Source organism: Kaistella rhinocerotis (genome assembly GCF_030243905.1).
In the GTDB taxonomy this organism is placed as follows: Bacteria; Bacteroidota; Bacteroidia; order Flavobacteriales; family Weeksellaceae; genus Kaistella; species Kaistella rhinocerotis.
Map to the genome: position 1 here is coordinate 1,050,227 of NZ_JASSYY010000001.1, position 17,286 is coordinate 1,067,512.

Consider the following 17,286-nt stretch of genomic DNA (forward strand, 5'->3'; position numbering starts at 1 on the left):
CGCTCCCGCTTTTTTACCTGGCGGCTTCGCCATCAGATAAAAAGAGCTTCGCTCAGGTCGGGCTGCAAAAAGATTATCATTCAGAAGACCTCTCCTACATCAAAGACATCCGGAGAAAATCCGGAAAAAACCAAGAATCAAATGAAATATACATACACAGAAAAAAAAGATACACGAAGCGGATTTGGCGCCGGTTTAGCTGAACTGGCTGATAAAAACCCAAACGTCGTTGCCCTTTGCGCAGACCTCATCGGCTCGCTTAAAATGGAAAAATTCATCGAGAAAGCACCCGAAAGATTCATCCAGGTCGGTATTGCAGAAGCAAACATGATGGGCATCGCGGCCGGACTTACCATCAACGGAAAAATTCCGTTCACGGGGACGTTCGCCAACTTTTCTACATCCAGAGTTTATGACCAGATTCGTCAGTCAATCGCCTATTCAAACAAAAACGTGAAGATCTGTGCTTCGCATGCAGGCCTTACATTAGGTGAAGACGGCGCGACGCACCAGGTTTTGGAAGATATCGGGATGATGAAGATGCTTCCGGGAATGACGGTTATTAACACTTGCGACTATAACCAGACCAAAGCTGCAACTTTAGCAATCGCCGATTTTGAGGGTCCGGTTTATCTGAGATTCGGCCGTCCGGTGGTTCCGGTTTTCATTCCGGAAGATATGCCGTTTGAAATCGGTAAGGGAATTATGCTGCAGGAAGGAACAGACGTGACCATCGTCGCTACCGGACATTTGGTTTGGGAATCTTTGGTAGCAGCTGACGAACTTGAGAAAGAAGGCATATCATGCGAAGTGATCAACATTCACACAATCAAACCACTGGACGAAGAAATCATACTGAAATCAGTGAAAAAAACCGGTAAGATCGTAACCGCTGAAGAACACAATTATTTAGGCGGTTTAGGCGAGTCTGTTGCCGGAATGCTCGCCCGTAAAAGACCTACAATTCAGGAATTCGTGGCGGTAAATGATACTTTCGGTGAATCTGCTACGCCTGCGGAACTGATGAAAAAGTACAATATTGACGCTGAAGCGGTGAAAAACGCAGTGAAAAAAATTATGGCAAGATAATTCCATTTATTTTTGAAAATAAAGCACGTCTTTTTTGGCGTGCTTTTTTTGTGCCTGATCGCGCCAAAAATTTTAGTGCTAGTTTTACTGCAATCAATCTTAAAGTATATGGACAAAAATACCGTTTATACTATCGGACATTCCACGAGATCATTTGAGGAGTTCTTAGCCTTGCTTAATTCTTTCGGCATCAAAGTACTAGCCGACATCCGCAAAATGCCGGGCTCGCGGAAGTTACCTCACTTTGATCAGGAACAACTCAGGAAAAATTTAAACGAAAACGACGTCGAATATGTTTATCTGGAAGATCTCGGCGGACGGCGAAAACAATTGAAAACCTCCAAAAACACGGCGTGGCGCAACAAATCGTTTCAGGCGTATGCAGACTATATGGAGACGGAAACTTTTGAAAGCGGGGCCGAAAGCCTAAAATTACTGGCCGACGATAAACCAACAGCGATGATGTGTTCCGAAGCGGTTTGGTGGCGCTGTCACCGTTCGCTGGTTTCAGATTATCTGAAAGCGCAGGGCTGGAAAGTTTTACACATCATGTCTGAAGGTAAAGCCACTGAGCACCCTTATACTTCACCGGCAAAAGTGTATGACGGTAAATTAACATACGGCAGCGACGATGTTTCTACCAACTAAAAAACCGCTCCAACTGTAAAGTTGAAACGGTTTCGTCAAATTAAACAATTAAAAAAATAACTTAGAATGTCTTTTCAAGCTCAATCGCTTTCGGGAACAGAATGTTGTTTTCTAGGTGAATATGTTTATGAAGATCGTTCTCAAAATCTTCAAGCATACGGAAGGTTACCTGATATGTACCGCAAGCGTCCACCGGGAATTGGTATCCGTTCGTAAGTTCAGAAATCTTTTCGAAACGGTCTCCTTCAGCCTCGTGTTCGTCTTTCATCATCGCAACGGGATTCTCTACAGTTCCGAAATGCGGTTGAACTAGTACTTCTCCGCTGCGTTTTGCTGCCACCATTTTACGGATGAACGGGAACAGGATAAGTTCCTCTTTTTTCATGTGGGCTCCTAAATCCTGCGCGCTTTCGAGGAAAAGTCTGTTGATCTCAAACAACTCCGGATGTCTGTCACCATGAACTTTGCAAAGCTTGTTGAGGTACGGAATCAGCATCGCCGTCTTTTCCTCCACATAGCGATGATGTGTTTTCTCAACGTAATCTGCAAGCAGGTCCAGCGGCCAGGACGTAAAGTCGATATCTTCAGATTTTTGGGTGGAAATTTCTTCAAGTTCGCGGTAGAGCGTTTCCGGTTCTACTTTTTTGTTTTCGCAGGCCTCTTCGATCGTGCGGCCACCTTTACAACAAAAGTCGATATGGTATTTTTTAAAGATCTGCGCAGTTCTGAAATTTTCTGCAACGTAATCGCCTATGGTTTTTTCTTGGGTCAGCATTGTATGTGGTTTAATAATTATAGAGCAAATTTACACATACTTTTTAATTCGGACAAATTTATCCTATTATATTTTAGAGGATTAAAGAAGTGATTTTTGACATGAATTTTTAGGGTTAATTACGTAGCCAGGCCAGTCCGTTTTCGGTTTGTGCAGCCAGATCCTTAAAAGTGTGCTTCTGCGTCATTTCAAAGAGTTTCTCGCGCACAACTTTGAAATCATCATGTACCGGACAGGGATTTTCACCTGAACAGTGATGTAAACCGAGGCCACACTTAGTAAAAAGACCGTCACCATCGATTAGCCGTACCACATCAAAGATCCGATGTCTCGCCTGCTTTTCAGTGTCGAAGAAAAAACCACCCTGCTTTCCACGAACTGACTGTAAAATGCCGCCACGACATAGAACCTGCAAAATCTTGGCTGTGAAAGCTACAGGTGCATCGATCGAAAGCGATACATCCTTCACATTCACGGTACGTTGCTGCTGGCTTTGCTGCGCGATATAGATTGCAGCTTTTATGGCGTATTCGCAGGCTTTAGAAAACATGATTTTATTTGAAAAATTTCCATTTCGGGATGAAGGCCAGTAATCCAACCGTTATGTACAGGAAGAGATTGGTCACATCCGTGTACAGAAATGTGCTGAGATAATAGTTGTGCAGCAGAAAATGCAGTACAACGACAGCCGGGAAAAGATAGGCGCCTATCTTACGATACATGAAAATGAGCGCAAGCCCGACGATCATGAGAAGATCGGTTAAAAAGATCAGTACAAAATAAAAATCAGGAATCCCAAGTTCGGCTTTCTGTAGATACTCATCAAAATCAATACCTGCACCCATCAGGCTGAAAAGCAGCAGTGCTGCGAGTGAAAGCAGGAAACCTATGTCCTTTTTTGGGCTTTCGTCCGCAAATTCGTCATTCATAGTGTAAAAATAACGAAACTTTTGATAGGCATCAAAAGTTTCGCATGTAATAAGATTGTCAATGTAATTTAGATAGAAACAGCGTCGATCAGACGGTTTTTATCAGACATGTATTCCTGCATCGAGATCATACTTTCTGTACGCATCACGTCCTGGATATCATCGATCTGATAGATAATTCGCTTTGCATCTTCGGTATTTTTCGCACGGACTTTACAGAAAATGTTATACTTTCCGGAGATCACGCTGGCCTCGATTACGTTCGGAATGGTAGTAAGTTCCTTTAAAACTTCCTGTGTGCGGTTACTTTTTGTAAGCAGAATGCCGATAAATGCCGTAAAATGATAATCAAGTTTTGCGTAATCGATATTAAGCGAAGAGCCTAAAATAATTCCGGCATCTTCCATCTTTTTTACACGCACGTGAATTGTACCGGCTGAAACCTCCATTTGTTTAGCGATTTCTGTGAAAGGCATACGGGTATTTTCAACTAAAAAATCCAGGATTTTTTTATCTATTTCGTCTAACTGATAGTTCATTGTTAAATATTGTAAGATTGATAATTTTCGATTAATAATTTTGCAAATTTACAAATAAATATTAATACTAAAAAATTTCATTTCTTTTTAACAACTTTTAACGCTTTATTATGTATTAGCTAGTATATCCCTATTTTAACGTATCTTTTATAGAGGAATCGTTTTTAGTATCGCCAGTTTCCTGCACGGCTTTTTTACTTTTCTGTTTCCTTTTAAAGATTGTATTGAAACTTTTACTGTACACAACCCCAACTCCATAGCTTTGATTAGCACCCGCATTTGCAGCGCCCGCACCGTTCAGCCCGATATTGGTAGGTTTTGAATAAGCCCTAAGCAAACGCGTTCCGTCATTTTTCTTAGACCAGTCATATTCTATAATACCCTCGCCCGAAAGATAATCTACATTGGTATTTTCGCTTTTTGTGATCGGTATTCCCAGGCCGGTTTTCACCGTGACGCGCGGTGAAAGTGCGAAACTTACACTCGCATTGGCCCGGTCGCCACTGTTTGAATTGGTGTCACCTTTCAAATAATTCAAATCCACCTGAAACTCATTGCTGATTTGGTTTAGAACGGATCCAAGTTGCTTGAAAAGCATATTGTAACCGGATGTCTCCAGCGTATTTCCAAGATTGATATCGAAAGCCGAATTCCCTACATTGAAACTGTTCATCACCAACACCGATCCAAACTGAATGATCTTTTCATCCTCATTGCTCATTTTCTCGGCTAAAGTTTCACGCAGACTGCTCGAAACGTCCTGTGCAGATACTCCAAGTTCAATCTTAGGATTGTTCAGGGTCTGTGTGATCTTCGTAGAAAGAAGAACATTGATCGGCTGCAGGCTTCCCATATTCAGATATGCGCCGGCGTTGCTCACCGTGCGGAGGTAGGTTGCATTTATATCCAGCTCGGGCGACATAGCATCACCGTCCCAACGTATGCTGCTGTTTTTGGTAATTTGGAAGGTACGGTTGAGGATGGCTTTTGAAACAAAAGTCCCGCTGTCCACAAAATAATCGCCGTTCATCGCGATGGTTCCCGTACGAGCCATTCTGAATCTTAATTTTTCCGCTACACCACGAACGGTAATATCACCGATATCATCGCCTACAAGCACATTCACGGTTGTGCCGCGGTCTAATGAAATGGTGAAATCAACGTTTATGTTTGCGCTCGAACGCGGTCTCTCCTCGGCAGTTACGATCCCGGAATCATCACGTTTTAGGAAGCGTAGCATCTTAAATTCCTCCACATTTGAAGTGGAATTAGAATTAAATGTAAATACGCTGTTGTTCAGAGCAGTCATCTCAGGTGTGGAGATGTTCAGCGCTGAAACCGGCCCGTCAACATAGAGTGTTCCCGAACCATACACACGGCCCCAAAAGAGGTCGTTATCTTTTTGAGTTGTGTTTAGAAGCATTAGATTATCCGCACGCATTACAAGGTTGACACCCATCGATGAAAGCGTTTGAAACTGAATCGCCCCGGAAATCGAGCCACTTGAGTTGCCGCGGCCGTCTTTCACACCGATGTCATTGAGGATGGCAAGTCCGCGGGAAAGCGAAATCACCGTATCGTCCAGCGAATAATCTACGCCTGTGAAATTCAGTTTTAAACCAAAATCCTTCACCGCGATGTCACCACTGTAATCAAGGTTAGCCAATGCACCCGAAATCTTCAGGTCACCCGAGGCTTTTCCGCGCAGATTGCCGAACACACCTTTCACGAATTCCTGTGCGAAAGCGAGGTCAAAATCATTGAGGTTGGCCGTAACATCCATCGTTGGCGACGAAGTATTATTATTAATGGTTCCCGAAAGGAAAAGTGAATTATTTCCAATGATTCCCGCTGATACGACACGTGCCTCGACATCGAAAACATTAGGAACAGTACTTTGTTTCGCCGAAATCACCACATTGCCCATGTCATTACCATTCATCATGATATCGGTAATATTCAGATCGATCAGCGGCTGCAGATTGTTACGGTTCATTTTGATGTCAAAAGTACCGTTCGCTGTGCCCTGCATCGCCATGCTGTTGTCTGTGTTCATCAGCGCAAATACTTTCGCGATGTCCAGATTCCGCACTTCGCCCGCGGCCGAAAAATCTTTCGCAGACTTAAAGACCGCGTTGCTTAGCAACAGTTCGCTGCTGTCTGAGTAGAGCCGCAGATTCTGCACAAGGAAATCACCAGCCTGCCGCCTGTAGGTTATTGAGTGATTCATTGCGGCGCTGGTATCCACGTTCCATTCCACATCATTGAATTTCACGGCGGTAGGTTCAAAGCGGAACACATAGTCACCGGCGGCATTGGTAGATTGGTTCAGATTTACGGCATACTGCTTCATGGTCTGCTTCACTTCATCTTCGGGGGACCCATGTCTGAATGAAGCCGCGATGTGCAGCACCTGATTATTTTCGTTCCGCCCGCTCAGGGTGATGTCTTTTAAGATATTCGTGTTGTACTCTACCCTACCAATTCTCGCAAATATCTGTTCGTCAAGATTTGCTGTATTGATACGCACCATCAGACTGTCGACCATTGCGCTGTCTTTTGTAACTCTGTCGCGATCCGTAATGCGGTAGGCCGGATTGGAAGCAGCCAGAGCGCGGTCTGCCTCGGTGATTTCCTGCTTTTTGGTCATCACATATTTCAATGTCTGTGCGTCAACATTTAAAATCAAATTATTTGATGTACCATCAAAAGAACCATAAACCGAGGCCCCGCGCGGAATTTCAAGATTAGGCTCAAAATAATTCACCAAACCCTGGCTCACCGCAAAATCCATGGTGAAATACTGTCCGCGGTAGATTTTACGCGGTGGCGGACCCACCAAAATCTTTCCGAGACCGTTCTGTATCATTCCTGTAAGGTCTGCAAGATTGTAACGGCCGGAAATTTGCCCGCGCACGGCACCCGGCGCATCTACTGATACAATGCGGTTTCCGTTCTGCACATACGCTTTCACGCTTGCGTTCGGAATTCCGTAGTTTTGGTTACCGCTGGCGAAATTCACGTTCCGAAGATCCGCATCCAGATTTAGGTCGTTCAGATTTGTCATCGAGATTTTGCCGTCAACAAAACCGCTCACAATCTGATTCCCGGAACCTCCGGTGAAATAATTAAGATTTAAATATTTCACATCAGCCTTCACGTCCGCGGCCAGCCTACTCGTTTTAAAATCGACAAATCCGTTGACAGTACCTTTGGCCTGATCGTCATTCAGCGTTACCAAACCTTTATAAGTACGGTGATCCAGCACGCCGTCAAGAAAAACATTATTAATCTCGCGGTTCATGATCTCAATCTTCGAGATTTGAGAACGGGTGCGGATTTTCATCGTATTCACATCGAAACTTTGGCCCTGCAGATTAAATTTGCCGGAAATCAGTCCGACCTGCGGCATTTTGGTGATAACTGTTGTGTTCAGATCGTTTACTTCCGCGTAGCCGCGATATTTCGGCACATTTGTACTGAAATCATCGAGGTAGAAATTACTTATTTTCGCCTGTCCGATGCCTGTGATCAGTCTCGCATTAGGCACGTACACCTGTTTCGGAGTTACACGCACGGCACCGTTGTATTTTAACCTGCCAAAATCATCGGCGAAATTTTTCATTTTTGTGGAAATGAAGGTCGGCATCATCGCTTTCAGGTCTTTATACGTGAAATCGGTGGCCAGTGTGTTGGTCTCAATCTGGAAATTACCTTTTAGGATGTTGGCTACCTTCATCGTATTGGTACGGATATTCACCCGCTGATTTCTCACAAGGAAATCATTCAGATAAAAACGGTTTAGCGGGCCCGTCATATTACCTGAGATATTGATTGGTTTATAATTATCCCAATTGGTAACGAAATAACTTATGTCATAACCACTGATCTGGCTTCCGGGCTTCAATGAAAGATCCCAGCGCACGCGATCAGCAAAATCTGCCCACGATCCGTTGTTCAGATTAAATTTAATATCGCCTTGCAGGAGCGAATTATCCGTATTCAGCGTAAGGTCTTTAAGTGAAAGAAAACGCTTGGTCAATGCCAGATCCGCGGCGAAAGTATCTACATAATGCTTTTTTCCCCAGCGCTCCGTGGTGAAACGAAGATTGTTGATCTGTGCAAATACGTTCGAGCCGTTTACCCGCAGTTCGGGTACAATAAGGTTAAGATTTTCTGCCGTGAGCCATTTTCCCGCCTCGCCACCTGTATTTTGGTTGATGATTGAAACCTTAGAATCTGTAATATATACGCGCGATTTCAGCTGGAAAGGTTCGCGGCGCGGAGTAGTGGGCGTGGGCGTATTAAACAAATCCACGAAACGCACAAAATTCGAGATGCTGTCTCCTTTGTATGTAATCACTTTCAGATCCATTTTCTTCAGTGACAAAGACTGGAACTGCATATTCCGCGAGTTGCTGATAATCGAAAACCAATCTGAATCTGCATAAAGCTCCTCCGCTTTCAGAAACTGAAAATTTTTATGGTCTTTGATCCCGACTTTATGAATGTGGATGTCGCCGAAATAGTTGACATCTACGCTTTCAAAAGACATTTGGGAATTAAGGTCTTTATTCAGTTTGGCGATCACCTTCTGTGCCGCCCAGTTTTTAGTGGAAGGCAAACTGATAAGTACAAGAACGGAAGTAATGATGAAAAGTGCGACCCAAAAAATAACGAGCAGAAGTTTTGCCCACCACTTGTAGCTGGTAACATCCTTTGCGGCCTGCCCTACGAATTCGCCGGCTGTATCTATCGGATGCTTTATCGCATCGGAGGCCAGTTGGGTAGCATCCTTTACGGTATTCTGCAGGTTATCTACGCCCTTTTGCACGGAGTCGCCGATGTTTTCGGCTACCGATTTCTTCTCTTTGTTATCGTTATTATTATCTAAATTTGCCATTCTTATGAGCGAATCAATAATTTTAGGCATCGAATCATCTTGTGACGATACCTCGGCGGCCATCATTAAAGGAAATAAAATTCTGTCGAACATCGCAGCCAGCCAGGCAATCCATAATGAATATGGCGGCGTAGTTCCGGAGCTGGCCTCGCGCGCGCATCAGCAAAACATTATCCCCGTGGTTCACAAAGCGGTGAACAAAGCAAATATACAACAAAAAGATATTTCGGCTGTCGGTTTCACACGCGGTCCCGGACTCTTAGGTTCGCTGCTTGTGGGAACTTCCTTCGCAAAATCGCTTTCGATGAGTCTTGATGTGCCGTTAATTGAAGTCAATCATTTGCAGGCCCATATTTTAGCGCATTTCATCGATGATGCCAATGAGAAATCGCCGGAGTTTCCTTTTCTGTGCCTTACGGTTTCAGGCGGACATACTATGATAGTGCTGGTGCGCGACTATTTCGACATGGAAATCATCGGCAAAACGATCGACGACGCGGCAGGTGAAGCATTTGATAAGATCGGGAAGATATTCGGACTCGATTACCCGGCCGGACCAATCGTTGACCAACTTGCAAAAACCGGTAACGCCGATGCTTTCAAATTCAATAAACCGCGGCTTGAAAACTACGACTATTCCTTCAGCGGAATAAAAACATCTGTATTGTACTTTATCCAAAAAGAGGTGAAGAAAAACCCGGAGTTTATAACGGAAAATCTGGCTGATCTATGTGCTTCCGTGCAGAAATCTATTATTGAGATTTTGATGCTTAAAGTAGAAAAGGCTGCGAAGGATTTAAACATCAATGAAGTAGCCATCGCTGGCGGTGTTTCCGCCAATTCAGGCCTTCGGGAAGCTATGCAGCAGAATGCAGAGAAGCTTGGTTGGAACATCTACATCCCGAAATTCGAATATACAACCGATAATGCAGCAATGATTGCGATGGTTGCCAAACTGAAATTCGATAAAGGTGAATTCGCTGACCTTTCGGTATCTGCAACAGCACGGTACGATATTGAAGAAAGTTTCAAAACAAAAGATTAGCAGATATGAAACTGTTTTATGGCGAAATATTTCCGGAAGTAAAGATTAATGATGAGGAGCAAACCCACATCTCAAAAGTGCTGCGTATGCGTGATGGCGAGGAAATCTTCGTCACCGACGGAAAAGGGAATCTTGCAAAAGGAAATTTGGCTTTTGAGGGCAAGAAAATTTCATTAGACACGACAGAAATCAGCGAAAACCTGCCGAAATTTTCAACCCACCTTCATATTGCGATCGCACCGACAAAAAACATCGACAGAATTGAGTTTTTCCTCGAAAAGGCCACAGAAATGGCGGTTTCAGAAGTCAGTCTGATTCAAACTGAAAAAACAGAAAGAAAAAATCTGAACATCGATAAACTCAGAAAGCAAAGTATCGCTGCGTCAAAACAAAGTCTGAGATTTCATTTTCCGGTGGTGAATGATCTGGTAAGGTTCTCAGATTTCATAAAAACGCTCGATCCCAAAACGACATTTGTGGCGCACTGTAACGAAAATCTGGAAAGAATTGATTTGCACGAAATAAATCCGGGAAAAAACATCACATTTTTAATTGGTCCGGAAGGCGATTTTTCGGATAAAGAAATCCAGCTTTTAGCAGAGCGCGGAATCAGAGCGGTTTCTCTCGGAAATCAAAGACTCAGAACCGAAACGGCCGGCGTTTTTGTCGCTGCGTGGAACTATTTTAAGATGATGTAATCTGTTCGCGCTGATATTTCTCTAAAATCTGCGGGCCACTCGCGATAGAATTTACTGCCCATCGCAGTTTCATCTGCCAAAGTTTTTCTTCAGATAATTTATAATCAAGCCCGGATTTTATGAGCTTTTGTTTCAACTCATAAAAACAAATCGCGGCAGCCACCGAAACGTTGAAACTCCGTGTAAATCCATACATCGGAATTGCCAAAGTTTCATCAGCAAATTCCAGTATTTCTTCCGTCACACCTTCTTTTTCGGTCCCGAAAACCAAAGCTACAGGTTCTTTGATTTCGTAATCCGGCAGCATTGTCGCATTGTTTTCCGGCGAAACCGCCAGAATTTTATAGCCCCGGTTTTTAATTTGTTTTAAACTTTCCAGATTGTGTGGCAGCTTCTCTACTTCCACCCAGGTTTCCGCGCCTTTCGTAACACGAAGGTTCGGGTTGAATTCGTTCTCGCTTTCCATCGCCACGATCTTATGAAAGCCACACGCTTCCACCGACCGTACAATAGCCGCCGCATTGCGGAACTGAAAAATATCTTCCATCACGGGCAAGACGAAATCTGAACTTTCGGGCGCGTAATGCTCGATTTTGGCAAGCCGCTCGTCGGTAAGGAACTGTTTGATGTAATGGAAGGCGTGTTCGTGATTCATGCACCAAAAATAATGAAATTTTGTGGTGGCGCGAGCGAAGCGAGCGCCGAAAAGAGTGCTAAACAGCATAATTACTTACATTCACAAAACCGCACTCCTTATTAAAAGATATCCCGCGCCCCGGCTTGAACGGAGCTCTTTTTGCGCAGCGCAGCGCAGCAAAAAAGCGGGAGTGGAAGACGGATAAAGGCGCCCAAAGGAACATCGGAAATCTAAGTAAATAGCGTATTTTTGGATCTATGAAAAGAAAAGTTCTTCTGATCTACACCGGCGGCACCATCGGTATGGAAAAAGATTACGAAACCGGAAGCCTGCGCGCGTTCAATTTCAGCCATATTTTTGACCGGATGCCGGAAATGAACCTCATTGAATGCGAGATCACCGTACATCCGTTCCGCAAACCGCTGGATTCATCGGACATGGGCCCGAAAGAATGGAAAAAAATCGCGACCTATATCGGAAAGAATTACGAGAACTTTGACGGCTTCCTGATCCTGCACGGCACTGACACCATGTCTTACACCGCCTCTGCACTGAGTTTCATGCTTAAAAACCTGCGCAAACCGGTGATTTTGACCGGATCGCAACTTCCGATTGGCGACCTGCGCACCGATGCCAAAGAAAACCTGCTGACAAGTCTCTATTATGCCAGTCTTTATGAAAATGACGAAGCGGTAATACAGGAAGTTACGATTTACTTTGAGTATAAACTGCTGCGCGGAAACCGAACTTTGAAATATTCTGCCGAATACTTTGACGCCTATCAAAGTCCGAACTACCCTATTTTAGGACAGTCTGGCGTGCATCTGAACATTGAGAAAGATTTTTTACTTAGGCCCTCTCGTGATGCAGATTTTAACGTGGACACTCACCTTTCACAGGATGTGCTTTTCTGGCGGATCTTTCCGGGAATGCATCTCGAACATTTTGCCGAGATCCCAAGTATGAAGGTTCTGATCCTGCAGGTATTCGGGTCGGGTACGATTTTCAACACAACAAAAACTGAACAGATATTACAGCTGCTGCGCGAGCGTGGAACAGAAATCGTGGTGGTATCGCAATGTGTTTCCGGTGGGGTATCGTTCGGAAAATATACCAACTCCAATGTCTTTACAAAGGTCGGCGCGATAAGCGGCCATGACATGACAGCCGAATGCGCGATTACAAAAGCGATGCATCTGCTCGAAAATCCTTCTTACGAAGGCAGTTTTGCAGAAAACTTTAACAAAAGTCTGTGTGGTGAAGTGTCACTGGAGCATCATTAGCGGCGCATTATTTAGTCTTAAAGACTTTGCAATGTGCGCAAAAAAATCTATTTTTGCAGTCTTCAATTTAGAGAGGTGTCCGAGTGGTTGAAGGAGCTACCCTGGAAAGGTAGTATATGGGTAACTGTATCGAGGGTTCGAATCCCTTCCTCTCTGCTAAAGTCCTGAAAGTTTTTTTCAGGATTTTTTTATTGGAATCTTTTCAAATCCACCTCGGGCATCAGCGGCTTGCCGTTTTCAATAAATTCAAACAGTTCTTTGCTGAAATAGCAGCCATTAAGAATTCCGCGCGCGCCAAGTCCGTTGAAAACAAAAAAGTTTGGCTCTTCCGGATGTCGGCCGAGGATTGGTCGCCGGTCTTTCACGGTGGGTCGCCAGCCGTAATTCACGGCGGCAACTTCAAAATCATTTGTATAGAATTCAGCGAGTCCGTTTTTAAGTTGCGAAACAGCGGAATCATTTATTCCATTTCCGGTTTCAAATCGGTCATAAGTTCCGCCATAATAATACAAATCACCTAAAAGTGGAAACAGGAAGTGCTTTTTCTTGATTGTAAATTGATGATCTAAAGGATCGGAAAGTCTTACTTTGAGATGATGTCCTTTGTTTGGAAGTACGGGAATATCTTTGAAATAGGGATTCTGCTGAACGCCCATTCCTTCGCAGAAGACGATATTCTTAAAGCTGATATCATGATAGGTGTTAGTCTCAAGTTCTTCATGTTTAAATATTTCCTGACGCAAATGTTTATTTCCAGCCAAATATATTTTAAAATCTTCAAAAAAAGCCTTTACATCCAGTCGCGCGGAGTTTCTTACGGAACCTGCGCCAAATGGATTTTCTATATTGTCAACCGTACTTATTTCTTTATCTAAAAATGGTTGAAGTTCCGGCGTTTCCGCTTTCTTCAGCCACAGGTCTCTTTCAGCTTCGTCATGAAAAATACGTCGGATGTTTTCTTTTATTAAATAGTTCCTGCCGGTGTACTTTTCGATTTCAACTAAAGTTTTCTCAAGAAAAGAGATTTGCTCCGGAGCAAGCCAGAAAGTGGTAAACCTCTTCAGGACTACAGGATTGATGATCCCCGCCGAGACTTCAGAAGCGCCAGGCTTCTCGTCGGAAAACAACACAAAGGACTTACCCGCGGAAATAAGCTGATGTGCGAAAAAATATCCGGCATAGCCGCCCCCGACGATAATATAATCTACCTGTGACATATTTAAATAAAAAAAACCTGAGCAAAGATACTCAGGTTTAATTAAATTATGTTGTGGCTTAGTAATTCCACATGTCGTTTTCCATCTGCAGGATCTGCGCCTTGATTCGCTCGCTTTCTTCAAGCTGAGCATCGGCATCACGCGGGATATAATCTTTGATGACACCGTTACCCAATCCGTTATCTGATTTATAAATAACCGTTGAGAAACGTCTCGCATTCAGGATGTCATCAAAAGTAATATCCGAAGAAAGGTTTTTGTTATTGAATACTACCGAATTGGCCAAAACTTCACGCGCATCCGGATAATAAACCCAGAATAGATCGATAAGTTCGTCTTTGGAAGCGATCGGCTGCCCGTCCGGACCGAACTGACCCATTGTCGACGGATCCTGACCCATCGCAGCAATACCCAGGAGACGATATTTCATCTGGCTGTCTCTTCTGTCGATATACCACATACCTTTGATCTTCAAAACCTTCACATTCTCCGTTTTGGTCTCGTACACATTGGTAAATTCACGCTTTTCCTCTTCTGTAAGTGTTCCGGATTCATTCAGTCTGTCGATACCCGCATCACTCATCACCTCATTTTTAATTCTCGCAGCAATAGCATCAGGGCTCAGACGTGTCTGGAACATTTCGTCATCATAAACCTCAGTGATCCGGCCATCATTGATCGCATCAAACAACAGCTGATAGAGTGATTTATTTTGAGAAACCAGTCCGTCTTCATTATGATAGAAAGGTTGGTTGATCTTATCATTCATATCAATGATTTCCCATACCACCATACTTTTCAGGATGTCTTTGTCTTCGATAAAGCCATATTTCAACGGTGTGTTACGAACAGACACCATAGAATCTCCCTGCTGGATCATACCGGATTCGCGATACTCACGAAAAGCTTCCGGAGACTTCGCATTTAGAATGGACATGGAACGTACTGGCGCATCTACTGGTGCGCTGCCTGCTTCCTGCTCATCAGACGAAGTATCCACTACCGGAGCAGCAGGTTCCTGTGCAGCCTGAGTTGATTGCGTGTTCGTATTGGCAGAATTTCTCTTGACCTGTGCCTGCACCTGCAGAAAACCGACTGAAAGAAATAAGAAAATGACCTTTTTCATTTTAATCTTTTAATAAAAAACTAGATATTACTACAACGCAAACTACTGTACGTTTATTACAACAGGCGGAATTTGCTTCAAAGTCTGACCTCCAAGTCCTGTCGCAGTTGCGTTGATATTAAATACGTATGCGATGTCTCCTGAACGTAGATTCTTCGTTAAAGCAGCTACGGAACTCATCGAATTACCAGAAACCTGCATTGCCGCCCTTCCAGGTACTTTGAACATGAAACTGTTCACCGTGAAGCTTACAGGGAAATCAAAGTCTGGCATATCCGCGCTCACTTTTTGGTTCGGGATAGAACTTGCCGGCATAGAGACTACGGATTTACCCTGAATAAGACCAACCGGCGGCGGTACATTTTTAATTCTGAAAGTAAATGCTTTAGAGATAGATTCGCCTTTCGGGCCTCTACCGGAGATCGTCAGCGTACTTGTAGCTCCACCTCCAGGTGTTACAACCCAGGTTCCACCTCCTGTTTTTGAAACTGAAGCTCCGGAAGCTGATAAACTGGTTTGTGAATTATCTGCTCCTAAGATTGAACCGGAAATAGGGTTTGGTAAGCCCCGATACAATACCTGCATCTTATCGGCAGAAAGCAAAGCTCCGCTTTCAAATGCAACTTCCTTGGAACCTGCAACTACATTATAAGTATGGCTGTACGGAAGCGTAATTACTTTTCCGTTAACATCGGTGAATGAAATTTTACCGTTAAACTGTTTTTGACCAAGTGTACCTGTTGAAAGGTTCGCAACTCCCTGACCATTGCTCATCGTAAGACCCGGCATTGACAAGCCCGGTACGTTGCTGGAGTAATTTCCAATGGCAACTTTAGCCTGAACATTTTCGCCCAATACTACTGATGTAGGTGCGGAAACAATTGCCTGATAAGCATCAAATTTGATATCTGCGTCCACTTTTTCCTGAAGCATAGTCATCAAGGCATCAGACTGAAGATTTCTTGCTTCGGACTGAATGACTTCAAGATTTGAAAGTGCCGCAATAAGTGGCTGACCGTAAAATTTATACTGGATCCAGTTTTTGTTTTTGATAGTCTGACCTTTAGGGAATTCTGTAGCTAAAGTTGTTTTAGCACGATTGACTACGTGGGCCATGTCGCTATTGCTACCGAAAGTCTGAGAAATGTAAGACTGTAATGATGCCATTTTGGATTTCAAATCAGCGGAAGATTTTGATGGATTGTTTTCATCTGCGCCGTTGAAGAACATTTTAGAGGAAGGCTCTGTATTGTTCAACGCGGCGAAGTTGTCGCTTACATCAATTCCATCCACATATTCTGCTTCCTGCTTCAATGTGGTTTTGAGACTTTCGATAAACGCCACCAGGTCATTCGCTCTTTCTTTCAGACCTTTATAATCCTGTAACGGTTTAGTATATGTATCCGGCGTATTTGCTGCTTTTGCTTCGAGGGTTTTCTCGAAAATATCATCGTTTTTCTTCTCTACAAGAATTCTTGTATCGGTAAGCGTCTGATTGGTATCATTGTAGGATCTGATGATTTCCTGGTCGATCTGCATCGCAAGCATCGCGATGAAAACCAGATACATCAGGTTGATCATCTTCTGACGAGGCGTCTGTTTTCCTTGTGCCATTTTCAGTAAATTTTGTTAAATAATTTAAAATTTTAAATATAAAAAATGGTGGAAAATTAAGACTTCATTGCGCTAAGCATACCGCCATAGACACGGTTCAAACTGTTCAGGTTAGAAGTAAGGCCAGCCAACTCTTCGTTAAATCTTTCAGAGTGTGCCGCAGATCTCTGCATATCCTCAACATATTTTTTGCTGTATTCAGCTTGCGACTGACCATGCTCTAGTTGTAATGCATAAAGCGCATTCATGCTTTCAAGGTGACTTGCCGCCAAAACCAGCTGATCATTGTAACGCTGAGTTGAGCCCGTAACATCAACTGTTTGGTTGATTTGGTCAACTGAATTCGAAAATTTGTCGATACCTGTTCTTAGTCTTTCGAAAAGTGTCACATCAAGTTTTGCATCTTCAAGCATCTTATCCAGCTTATCTGACAGAGACACTTCAAGTTCCTTTACTTCAGCTAACTGAATACCTGCAGTAGAATGTTTTGGGTTTGGCGCCGCCTCACGATCAAGTAGCTCAGGATAAACGTTTTCCCACGCGTAAGATTCTTCCGTTTTAGGGGCATCGAATGCGAATATGATGAAAATAATCGCCTCTGTGATAAGACCGATAGCCAGGGTTACGTTACCTGTCAATGGACCAAGGCTCCAGTGGGTAAGTTTGAAAAGTGCTCCGATGATTACAATTGCAGCACCGAATGAATAGATAAAATTGTATATAGCTTCTTTAGATTTAAACATGGTGAGGGAAGTTTAATAGTTAATGATTTCGTTGTAGTTT

General features: G+C 43.5%; 15 protein-coding genes and 1 tRNA gene. 6 read left to right on the forward strand and 10 right to left on the reverse strand.

What is annotated here, in order from left to right:
• The first annotated feature begins 141 nt into the window (after positions 1 to 141).
• Together QEP06_RS04875 and QEP06_RS04880 are read left to right on the forward strand one after the other, a co-directional pair.
• A complete protein-coding gene (locus tag QEP06_RS04875; RefSeq protein ID WP_251834174.1) occupies positions 142 to 1,089 on the forward strand; it encodes a transketolase family protein in 948 nt (315 codons plus the stop codon).
• Between the two features lie 108 nt (positions 1,090 to 1,197).
• Positions 1,198 to 1,737: a DUF488 domain-containing protein gene (locus QEP06_RS04880; protein ID WP_285269306.1), complete on the forward strand. Its 540-nt coding sequence runs from the start codon at positions 1,198 to 1,200 to the stop codon at positions 1,735 to 1,737.
• A gap of 61 nt (positions 1,738 to 1,798) precedes the next feature.
• On the opposite strand, the gene ric is transcribed toward QEP06_RS04880, so the two are convergent.
• The 5 genes from ric to QEP06_RS04905 form a co-directional block, all read right to left on the reverse strand.
• Positions 1,799 to 2,512: an iron-sulfur cluster repair di-iron protein gene (ric, locus tag QEP06_RS04885; protein ID WP_251834176.1), complete on the reverse strand. Its 714-nt coding sequence runs from the start codon at positions 2,510 to 2,512 to the stop codon at positions 1,799 to 1,801.
• 115 nt (positions 2,513 to 2,627) lie between these two features.
• On the reverse strand, positions 2,628 to 3,062 hold the full coding sequence (locus QEP06_RS04890) for an RrF2 family transcriptional regulator (protein ID WP_251834177.1): 435 nt from the start codon (positions 3,060 to 3,062) through the stop codon (positions 2,628 to 2,630).
• 4 nt (positions 3,063 to 3,066) lie between these two features.
• Complete coding sequence (locus QEP06_RS04895; RefSeq protein ID WP_251834178.1) at positions 3,067 to 3,441, reverse strand: hypothetical protein; 375 nt, start codon at positions 3,439 to 3,441, stop codon at positions 3,067 to 3,069.
• Positions 3,442 to 3,509: 68 nt separating this feature from the next.
• On the reverse strand, positions 3,510 to 3,980 hold the full coding sequence (locus QEP06_RS04900; RefSeq protein WP_012782105.1) for an Lrp/AsnC family transcriptional regulator: 471 nt from the start codon (positions 3,978 to 3,980) through the stop codon (positions 3,510 to 3,512).
• A gap of 130 nt (positions 3,981 to 4,110) precedes the next feature.
• The gene (locus QEP06_RS04905; RefSeq protein WP_285269307.1) at positions 4,111 to 8,883 is read right to left on the reverse strand and encodes a translocation/assembly module TamB domain-containing protein; all 4,773 of its coding nucleotides are present in this window, start codon (positions 8,881 to 8,883) and stop codon (positions 4,111 to 4,113) included.
• A gap of 4 nt (positions 8,884 to 8,887) precedes the next feature.
• Between QEP06_RS04905 and tsaD the strand changes: the two genes are divergently transcribed.
• Both tsaD and QEP06_RS04915 read left to right on the forward strand, forming a co-directional pair.
• A complete protein-coding gene (tsaD, locus tag QEP06_RS04910; protein ID WP_285269308.1) occupies positions 8,888 to 9,928 on the forward strand; it encodes a tRNA (adenosine(37)-N6)-threonylcarbamoyltransferase complex transferase subunit TsaD in 1,041 nt (346 codons plus the stop codon).
• Positions 9,929 to 9,933: 5 nt separating this feature from the next.
• Positions 9,934 to 10,626, forward strand: a complete 693-nt coding sequence (locus QEP06_RS04915) for an RsmE family RNA methyltransferase (protein WP_285269309.1) — start codon at positions 9,934 to 9,936, stop codon at positions 10,624 to 10,626.
• On the opposite strand, the gene QEP06_RS04920 is transcribed toward QEP06_RS04915, so the two are convergent.
• Entirely contained in the window at positions 10,613 to 11,281 is a 669-nt protein-coding gene (locus QEP06_RS04920) for a TrmH family RNA methyltransferase (protein WP_285269310.1), read from the reverse strand. The genes QEP06_RS04915 and QEP06_RS04920 overlap by 14 nt on opposite strands.
• Positions 11,282 to 11,520: 239 nt before the next feature.
• Between QEP06_RS04920 and QEP06_RS04925 the strand changes: the two genes are divergently transcribed.
• Entirely contained in the window at positions 11,521 to 12,546 is a 1,026-nt protein-coding gene (locus tag QEP06_RS04925) for an asparaginase (protein WP_285269311.1), read from the forward strand.
• Between the two features lie 69 nt (positions 12,547 to 12,615).
• Positions 12,616 to 12,702, forward strand: a tRNA-Ser gene (locus QEP06_RS04930).
• A gap of 32 nt (positions 12,703 to 12,734) precedes the next feature.
• Here QEP06_RS04930 and QEP06_RS04935 read toward each other — a convergent pair.
• The 4 genes from QEP06_RS04935 to porL all read right to left on the reverse strand — a co-directional run bounded on the left by QEP06_RS04935 (position 12,735) and on the right by porL (position 17,246).
• Positions 12,735 to 13,763, reverse strand: coding sequence for an NAD(P)/FAD-dependent oxidoreductase (locus QEP06_RS04935; protein ID WP_285269312.1), 1,029 nt, complete (start codon positions 13,761 to 13,763; stop codon positions 12,735 to 12,737).
• A gap of 58 nt (positions 13,764 to 13,821) precedes the next feature.
• Positions 13,822 to 14,700 (reverse strand): type IX secretion system ring subunit PorN/GldN, encoded by an 879-nt coding sequence (porN, locus tag QEP06_RS04940; protein ID WP_251834245.1) that lies wholly within the window; start codon positions 14,698 to 14,700, stop codon positions 13,822 to 13,824.
• A 231-nt stretch (positions 14,701 to 14,931) separates the two neighbouring features.
• Positions 14,932 to 16,503, reverse strand: coding sequence for a type IX secretion system motor protein PorM/GldM (gene porM, locus QEP06_RS04945; protein WP_285269313.1), 1,572 nt, complete (start codon positions 16,501 to 16,503; stop codon positions 14,932 to 14,934).
• Positions 16,504 to 16,559: 56 nt separating this feature from the next.
• Complete coding sequence (gene porL / locus QEP06_RS04950) at positions 16,560 to 17,246, reverse strand: type IX secretion system motor protein PorL/GldL (RefSeq protein ID WP_285269314.1); 687 nt, start codon at positions 17,244 to 17,246, stop codon at positions 16,560 to 16,562.
• Positions 17,247 to 17,286: the final 40 nt, after the last annotated feature.

Bases quoted from the DNA above. Each gene is read 5' to 3' on its own strand.
- QEP06_RS04875 (WP_251834174.1), top strand. From the start codon at position 142: ATGAAATATACATACACAGAAAAAAAAGATACACGAAGCGGATTTGGC.
- QEP06_RS04880 (WP_285269306.1), top strand. From the start codon at position 1,198: ATGGACAAAAATACCGTTTATACTATCGGACATTCCACGAGATCATTT.
- ric (WP_251834176.1), bottom strand. From the start codon at position 2,512: ATGCTGACCCAAGAAAAAACCATAGGCGATTACGTTGCAGAAAATTTC.
- QEP06_RS04890 (WP_251834177.1), bottom strand. From the start codon at position 3,062: ATGTTTTCTAAAGCCTGCGAATACGCCATAAAAGCTGCAATCTATATC.
- QEP06_RS04895 (WP_251834178.1), bottom strand. From the start codon at position 3,441: ATGAATGACGAATTTGCGGACGAAAGCCCAAAAAAGGACATAGGTTTC.
- QEP06_RS04900 (WP_012782105.1), bottom strand. From the start codon at position 3,980: ATGAACTATCAGTTAGACGAAATAGATAAAAAAATCCTGGATTTTTTA.
- QEP06_RS04905 (WP_285269307.1), bottom strand. From the start codon at position 8,883: ATGGCAAATTTAGATAATAATAACGATAACAAAGAGAAGAAATCGGTA.
- tsaD (WP_285269308.1), top strand. From the start codon at position 8,888: ATGAGCGAATCAATAATTTTAGGCATCGAATCATCTTGTGACGATACC.
- QEP06_RS04915 (WP_285269309.1), top strand. From the start codon at position 9,934: ATGAAACTGTTTTATGGCGAAATATTTCCGGAAGTAAAGATTAATGAT.
- QEP06_RS04920 (WP_285269310.1), bottom strand. From the start codon at position 11,281: ATGAATCACGAACACGCCTTCCATTACATCAAACAGTTCCTTACCGAC.
- QEP06_RS04925 (WP_285269311.1), top strand. From the start codon at position 11,521: ATGAAAAGAAAAGTTCTTCTGATCTACACCGGCGGCACCATCGGTATG.
- QEP06_RS04935 (WP_285269312.1), bottom strand. From the start codon at position 13,763: ATGTCACAGGTAGATTATATTATCGTCGGGGGCGGCTATGCCGGATAT.
- porN (WP_251834245.1), bottom strand. From the start codon at position 14,700: ATGTCCATTCTAAATGCGAAGTCTCCGGAAGCTTTTCGTGAGTATCGC.
- porM (WP_285269313.1), bottom strand. From the start codon at position 16,503: ATGGCACAAGGAAAACAGACGCCTCGTCAGAAGATGATCAACCTGATG.
- porL (WP_285269314.1), bottom strand. From the start codon at position 17,246: ATGTTTAAATCTAAAGAAGCTATATACAATTTTATCTATTCATTCGGT.